The organism is Protofrankia sp. CiP1_Cm_nod3 (assembly GCF_982290655.1).
The window spans coordinates 24,200-31,505 of sequence record NZ_CEVIVD010000005.1 but is presented as its reverse complement, the minus strand read 5'-3'; the positions used below and the strand labels follow the sequence as shown (position 1 = coordinate 31,505).

General features: G+C 74.1%; 5 protein-coding genes and 1 pseudogene. All 6 read right to left on the bottom strand.

Features of this window, described 5'->3' with window-relative positions:
* Positions 1–532: 532 nt before the first annotated feature.
* On the bottom strand, positions 533–1,591 hold the full coding sequence (locus AC5LUJ_RS02495) for a Ppx/GppA phosphatase family protein (RefSeq protein ID WP_493464391.1): 1,059 nt from the start codon (positions 1,589–1,591) through the stop codon (positions 533–535).
* Positions 1,588–2,379, bottom strand: a complete 792-nt coding sequence (locus AC5LUJ_RS02490) for a DUF501 domain-containing protein (protein ID WP_445548242.1) — start codon at positions 2,377–2,379, stop codon at positions 1,588–1,590. The genes AC5LUJ_RS02495 and AC5LUJ_RS02490 overlap by 4 nt, the downstream gene beginning before the upstream one ends.
* An 83-nt stretch (positions 2,380–2,462) precedes the next feature.
* Positions 2,463–2,810, bottom strand: a complete 348-nt coding sequence (locus AC5LUJ_RS02485; RefSeq protein ID WP_445548241.1) for an FtsB family cell division protein — start codon at positions 2,808–2,810, stop codon at positions 2,463–2,465.
* Positions 2,811–2,815: 5 nt separating this feature from the next.
* Positions 2,816–4,102, bottom strand: a complete 1,287-nt coding sequence (gene eno / locus AC5LUJ_RS02480) for a phosphopyruvate hydratase (protein ID WP_250285628.1) — start codon at positions 4,100–4,102, stop codon at positions 2,816–2,818.
* Between the two features lie 620 nt (positions 4,103–4,722).
* On the bottom strand, positions 4,723–6,801 hold the full coding sequence (gene sppA, locus AC5LUJ_RS02475) for a signal peptide peptidase SppA (protein ID WP_493464390.1): 2,079 nt from the start codon (positions 6,799–6,801) through the stop codon (positions 4,723–4,725).
* 227 nt (positions 6,802–7,028) lie between these two features.
* Positions 7,029–7,306 (bottom strand): annotated as a pseudogene (locus AC5LUJ_RS02470) (nucleoside triphosphate pyrophosphohydrolase); the annotation flags it as partial.

Sequence of the window (7,306 nt, the reverse complement as noted above, 5' to 3'; positions counted from 1 at the left end):
CGCCACCAGCGGCTGTGCCGGCGCCACCAGCGGCTGTGCCGGCTCCGGCGGCGGCACCGTCGACCGCGGCGTCAAGGACCCATACGGCGTCATGGAGTTCACCCATCGCACCCCGAGCCTAGAACGCCGGTCAAGTAACGCGGATCCCATCCACGACCACCCGCGCAGGCCATGATCCAGGAGAGTTTGTCGTTGTGTACGCTTTTTGGCCGCAAAAGCGTACACAACGACAAAATTACGCCGATCTTCTCTGGTGGCCGACGTCCATCGAAGCGTGCCATCGTTCAGGAGGGATACGTATGGTTACCTGACCGGCGCTCCAGAGCCTCAGCCAGACACCGCGAGCCCGGCCCGGAATCGATCAAGAACTAGTGATCGGATATCAACGGATCACGGGAACACGTGGCTGCTGTAGAAGTCCCTCTGTAGACGTCCCTTGGTTCTGTCTGTCAAGCGGCGGTGGCCCGTGATCCGGCCGCGGTGGCCCGTGGGCCTCGGTCAGGCCGGCGGTGGGTGTGCGCGGGCGAGGTGGTCACGGGGCGAGCAGCGACAGGGCGATACCATCGAGGATGTCGTGCTCGCTCGCGATCACGCTGGTCGCGCCGACCCGCTCGACCAGCGTCCGCAGCACCAGAGCCCCCGCAACGATCACGTCCACCCGGCCGGGATGCATCACCGGGAGAGCCGCTCGTTGCGCGTGCGACATCGTCGCCAACCGGTCGGCCACCGCGGCGACGTCCGACGCAGCCGTCACGGAAAGGTGAATCCGGTCGGGGTCGTAGCCGGGCAGGTCCGCGGCGAGGGCGGCCACCGTCGTCACCGTCCCGGCGACCCCGACGAGGGTCGCGGCCGAGCGGATGGCCACGGTCCGCTCGGCCAGGTCGAACGCCGCGTGGGCGTCGGCGACCACCGCCGCGAGCTGCGCGGGCGTGGGCGGGTCGTCGTGCAGGTGCCGTTCGGCCAGCCGCACGCAGCCGACGTTCACCGACTTCGCCGCGTGCACCCGTGCGGCGTCCCCGAGAACCAGCTCGGTCGACCCGCCGCCGATGTCGGCCACGACGAACGGCTCGGGATGGCCGCGCAGCTCACCGGTGGCACCGGCGTAGGACAGCGCGGCCTCCTCGTCACCGGTGATCACCTCCGGTTCGACGCCGAGGATCGCGCGGACGCCCGCCACCAGGGCGTCCCGGTTGCGGGCGTCCCTGGTCGCGCTGGTGGCGACCATCCGCACCCTGGACGCGCCGAGCCGGTCGATCTCCACGGCGTATGCGCGCAGCGCCGCGAACGTCCGCGCCAGCGCCTCGGGGGACAGCTCGCCGGTACGGTCGACGCCGGCGCCCAGCCGGACGATCTCCATGCGACGGGCCAGGTCCCGCAGCCGGGGGGCCGCGGCGGCCGCTCGCCGGCCGCCCGTGCCGCCCGTGCCGCCCGTGCCGCCCGTGCCGCCCGTGCCGCCCGTGCCCTCGGCATGATCCGCGCTGGGGCCCGGGCGACCACCCGGCGCGGGGCCGGCGTCGGCGCCGCTCGCCGTCTCGGCGACGAGCAGCCGGATCGAGTTGGTGCCGCAGTCGACGGCCGCCACCCGGGTCACGACGATCCCCCATCTTGTGCGCGGCCGGCATCCGGGCCGCCGCCAGCTGCCCGGCCGGATCCGTTCTCCGGGCCGGAACCGCCCTGCTGGACGGAACCGCTCTCCTCCCGGCCGGGACCGCCCTGCCCGCCGGAACCACTCTCCTGGACGGAACCGCTCTGCTGGGCGGGGCCGGTGACGCACGAGCCGGCGGCCACGCACGGCCCGCGGACGCCCCAGTCCGCCAGCAGGGCCAGTGCCTCGTCACCGAACGGGTTCACCCCCGGTCCGGCGGCCAGGCTGTGCGCGACCAGCACGTGCAGGCACTTCACCCTGGTCGGCATGCCGCCCGCGCCCGGCGCGCCGGGCAGCTCGGCCAGGGCGTCCCGGCGGGCCAGGTAGTCGCGGTGCGCCGCCTGGTAGCGGCGGGAAAGATCGCCGTCGCGGTTGGCGGCGAGCCGCTCGGTCATCTCCCGCATCAGGCCGGACGCCTCCAGCCGCCCGATCGCCGACGCCGCCCGCGGACAGGTCAGGTAGTACAGCGTGGGGAACGGCGTCCCGTCGGCCAGCCTCGGCCAGGTCTCGACGACGTCCGGCAGGCCGCAGGAACATCGGTGGGCGACCCGGCGCATCGCCCGCGGCCGCCGGCCGAGCTGCCGCGCAACGACCTCGACAACCTCGGCGGCCGCACTGGCCTCGGTGTCACCACCGGCCTCGGTGGTCCTGTTGGCTCTGGCAGGCGTGCCAGAATCAGCGGCCGTGCTGGAACCAGTCGCTGTGCCAGCACCGGTGGCCGTGTCAGGCGGCACGTCAACGGTGTCTGCCGAGCCGGTGATGGTGCCTGCCGAGCCCGCGACGGCCGCGACGGGTGCGCCGGCGCCCCGACGAGCGGTCATCGCGCGGTGGCCGAGGGAGCCGGGGCCGGGCTCGGAGCCGGGCTCGGAGCCGGGGTCGGGGTGACCGACGTCGCCGGCACCAGATAGGCCTTCTCCCCGGGCCGGGTGTAGTGCAGCCTGACCCGGGCCTCGTCCTGGGCCCACGCCGGATCGTCGTAGCCGGCCACCTTGGTCTTCAGCGCCTCCACCCGTTCGCGTTGTTCGGCGTTGTGCGCCGCGAGCTCGTCGATCTGGCTGCGCTGCCGCAGGTAGAGCCGCAGCGGATAGGCCAGCGTCAGCACGAGCACGCAGATCACCACCAGCAGCAGGGTCATCCGGGTGGTGAACGGTGTGCGGCGCGCCACCGGTGTCACCCGGCGGTCGGTGAAAAGCGGGGAAAGGCCCCCGCCCCGGCATATCGGGCGGCCTCGTCGAGCTCGTCCTCGATGCGCAGCAGCTGGTTGTACTTGGCGACCCGCTCGCTGCGGGCCGGCGCGCCGGTCTTGATCTGCCCGGCGTCGAGGGCGACCGCGAGGTCGGAGATCGTGGTGTCCTCGGTCTCACCGGACCGGTGGGAGATCATGGACCGGTAGCCGTTACGGTGCGCGAGCGACACCGCGTCCAGGGTCTCGGTGAGCGTGCCGATCTGGTTGACCTTGACGAGCAGGGCGTTGCCGGCCTTCTCGGCAATGCCGCGGGCGAGCCGCTGCGGGTTGGTGACGAACAGGTCGTCACCAACGAGCTGCACCGAGTCGCCGAGACGGGCGGTCAGCTGCACCCAGCCGTCCCAGTCGTCCTCCGCGAGCGGATCCTCGATCGAGACGATCGGGTAGGCCGACACCAGCTCGGCGTAGTAGTCGCTGAGCTCCTGCGCGCTGCGGCGGGCGCCTTCGAAGCGGTAGGCGCCGTCGTCGAAGAACTCCGTCGAGGCCACGTCGAGAGCCAGGGCGATGTCCTCCCCCGGCCGGAAGCCCGCCTTGCCGATGGCCTCCACCAGCAGGTCGAGCGCGGCACGGTTCGCCGGCAGGCTCGGGGCGAACCCGCCCTCGTCGCCGACGGCGGTGGCCAGCCCCTGGGTCTTCAGCACGCTCTTGAGCGCGTGGTAGGTCTCCGCGCCCCAGCGCAGCGCCTCGACGAACGTCGACGCCCCGATCGGGGCGATCATGAACTCCTGGATGTCGACGTTGGTGTCGGCGTGCGCGCCGCCGTTGACGACGTTCAGCAGCGGCACCGGCAGCAGGTGCGCGGCCGGGCCCCCCAGGTAGCGGAACAGCGGCAGGTCGGACGCCTTGGCCGCGGCTTTGGCGACCGCCAGGCTGACCCCGAGCACCGCGTTCGCGCCCAGCGCGGACTTGTCCGGCGTCCCGTCGAGGTCCAGCAGGACCTGGTCGAGGAACCGCTGCTCGGTGGCCTCCAGACCGATGATCTCGGGGCCGATCCGGTCGGCCACGGCAGTCACCGCTTTGCGTACGCCCTTGCCGCCGTAACGGTCGTCGCCGTCACGCAGTTCGACGGCCTCGAACGCCCCAGTGCTCGCGCCGCTGGGCACGGCCGCGCGGCCGAGGGTGCCGTCCTCCAGGACGACCTCGACCTCAACGGTGGGATTGCCCCGCGAGTCAAGGATCTCGCGAGCTCCTACAGCCTCGATGGACGGCACGGGCCTCGACCTCCGGTGTGGCGCGCGTCCGGACGGACACGCCCGACTAGAACGCTACTGTGCGACAGGGCGGGCATCGGCGGCGCCGCCGAAATACGACCCGGCCGAGACTATCGCCACCACGCTCGCGGCACGCACCTTCGGCACGTGTCACCTACGGCCACCCACTGGCCCGGTGCGCGACCGGACGGCCGCGGCCAGTGCCGTGACGAGGAGGTCCGGCCGGGGTCAAGAGGCGATCCGCCCCGCGGACGCCGCCGAAAGCAGGCCGCCCCACCGGGCACCGGGACCCGCCACGACGGGCCTGTCCGCCGCGAGCCCGCCAGCACGGTCCCGCCCGCCGCGGGCCTGTCGCCTCGGCTCCGCCAGCACGGGCATGCCACCACGGCTCCGCCCACGGGCATGCCGCGGGCCTGTCACGACGGGCCTGTCACGGCGAGCCTGTCGCCGCGAGGTGCTGCGGACGACCCGGAAAATTCATGATCATGGGCGGTCGCACTGATGCCGGCCGATTTGAGAAATCGAATGGTCGGACCTTTTTCGGTCGGCCAGGCTCCGGTCGGCCAGGCCTTTCAACCGGAACCGGTCAGGCGGTCAGATGACGAGGCCCAGCGGCGGCATCAGCAGCGGGCCGCCGGCCGGCAGGCCGGCCCGGGCCGCGGCCGCGGCCAGCGGGCCCCAGCCGGCGGCGAACACATCGCCGCCGGCGGGGCGTACGCCCCGCCGGCGACCCGGTGCGCCATCGCCTCCAGCGACGCCTCCAGCAGTGCCGTGCCCGTCAGGGGCCAGCCGGCCGACAGCGGGCCGGCCAGGGGCGCCCCGCCCACGCCAGCGGCCGCCGGGTCCTCGCTCGACCGCGGCGGGCGCAGCCTGTCCGCCAGCGCCAGCTTCGGCAGGACACGCAGCCGCGGGGTGACCGACGCGGGCAGGCCGGCCTTCTCCCAGGCCAGCTCACAGGCCTGGAACAGTCCGCCGAGCACGTCCACCAGGCCACGCTCATGGGCGTCGGCGCCCGTCCACACCCGGCCCCGGGCAACCTCGTGCACCGCCTCCGGCGTCATCCTCCGGCCCGCGGCGACCTTGGTGACGAAGTCCTCGTAGACCCGGTCCAGGAACTCGTCGAGCTTCTTGCGCTCGGCCGGGCTGAACTCCCGCCGTGGGGAGGTCATCAGCGCGTTCTCGCCCCCGGCGACCGCGCCGAAACGCACGCCGATCCTGTCCAGCAGCTCGCGGACGACCTGCTTGCCGCCCAGCACCCCGATGGACCCGGTCAGGGTGCCCGGATGCGCCACGATCGCGTCCGCCCCGAGCGCGACGAAATACCCGCCGGAGGCAGCCACCGACCCCATCGAGACCACCACCGGACGCCCGGTGGCCTGGAACCGTTCGACCTCCCGCCGGATCAGGTCGGAGGCCACGTACGAGCCGCCGGGGCTGTCCACCCGGAACACGGCCGCGGCGACGTCCTCGTCGCGGCCCGCCGCCCGGAAGGCGGCGGTGAGGGCGTCCGAGGCCATGGCCGGGCCCCGCAGCGGCGCGCGCCCGCCGCGGCCGAGCAGCACCGGCCCGGTCCCGTGGATGAGGGCGATCACCTTGCGCCGTTCGGGCCCGCGCCGGAAGGCCTTACCGCCCGGTTCCGCCGGCCGCCCGCCCAGACGGGGCATCGGGACGGGCAGCCGTGACCGGGACGCCTCCCGGCGCTGGGCCGTCCGCTGGTAGTGGGCGAGGTACATCATGATCACGCCGTCGCGCTCGTCCTCGGCCGTGGTGGCCGTACCTCCGGCCAGGACGTCACCTCCGGCCGGAGCGTCCGCGCGGCGCGTTCCCCTGGCCGCGGCGTCCGCGCCGGCCCCGGCCTCGCCGGCGGCACCGGCGGCACCGGCGGCAGAGCCGGCGGCACCGGCGGTAGCAACGGCAGGGGTGGCGGCGCCCGCGGTGCGGCGGGCGTGGGCCCGGGCGGCGGCGTAGACCTCGTCCCGGTAGCCCAGCCGGTCGACCAGGCCGGCCCGGCGGGCCTGCTCGGCCGACAGCGGCGCGTTGTCGATCAGTTCGCGGACCCGCGCCGGGGACAGGCCACGGGCGGCGGCGACACCATCCACGATCATGGACAGGCTGGAGACGACGATCCGCTCGCTGGCCTCCCGGTGCGCGGCGGTGAAATCGCGTTCCACGAAGGTGTTGGCGGCGTTCTTGTACTCGTGGCGCTGCCCGACCTGGATCTCGATGCCGAGCCGGTCCAGGGCGTCGCGCAGGAACGGTGTCTCCAGGGCCACCCCGGTCAGGCCCAGGTCCCCCGGCGGCGCCAGCCAGATCTGGTCGAACGCGCAGGCCAGGTAGTACGGGACGGTCCCGCCGCCGAACTCGCCGAACGCGTCCGCGTAGGCGAAGGCGGTCCCGCCGGCCTCCCGGAAGGCGATGACCGCGTCCCGGATCTCCTGCACCCGCGCCAGCGGCGTCCCGCAGGGGGCGATCCGGGCGATGAGCGTGGACGCCCGGTCGTCCTGCCCGGCCCGGCGCAGCCCGTCCACGATGGTGCGCAGGGACGGGCGGCGCCGCGCCAGAGCCGCGCTCACCGGATCACCAGGTACCCCTTCGACCGGATCCACGGTGAGGTCGAGCTCGAGAAGGATGGGCGCGGACCGCCGCGCATACAGACGACGGACGCCCGCCAGCGCCTCCCGCGCGGTGTCTGCTGCCATGCAGCGAGGCTACGCGCCGCACCTGCCGCCCGACAGCGAGACCACGCGCCACAGGCCATGGCACGGCTTCACCAGTATGGCGGGGAGGGCCGGCCTCCCCGGATGACCAGTCATGGCGGGGAGGGCCGGCCTCCCCGGGTTCATCCGGGTCAAGGTGGGGCGTGTCTCCAGCCGCATGGCCGGAGCCTTCCGGGGTGTGCCTCGACGGGCCGGCTGGCCGTGGGGCGTCAGCTGGTCGGGGTGCCGCTTGCGGCCGGGGCCTGTCGCGGCGCTGCCGGCCAGTGGGCACGCCAGGAGTCGGGGCCGGCGTCCCGGGGGTCCAGACCGGCGGCGCGGATCGCGTCCTCGGTGGCGGCGAGGGTGTCCCGGAAGCGGCGGGCGGACGTCCGCAGCGCGGCCTCCGGGTCGACGCCGGCCTGCCGGGCCAGGGCCACGGCCGCGAACAGCAGGTCGCCGATGATCCGCTCGGGTGTCCCCGGGGCCGCGTCGGCCGCCACGGAGGGCA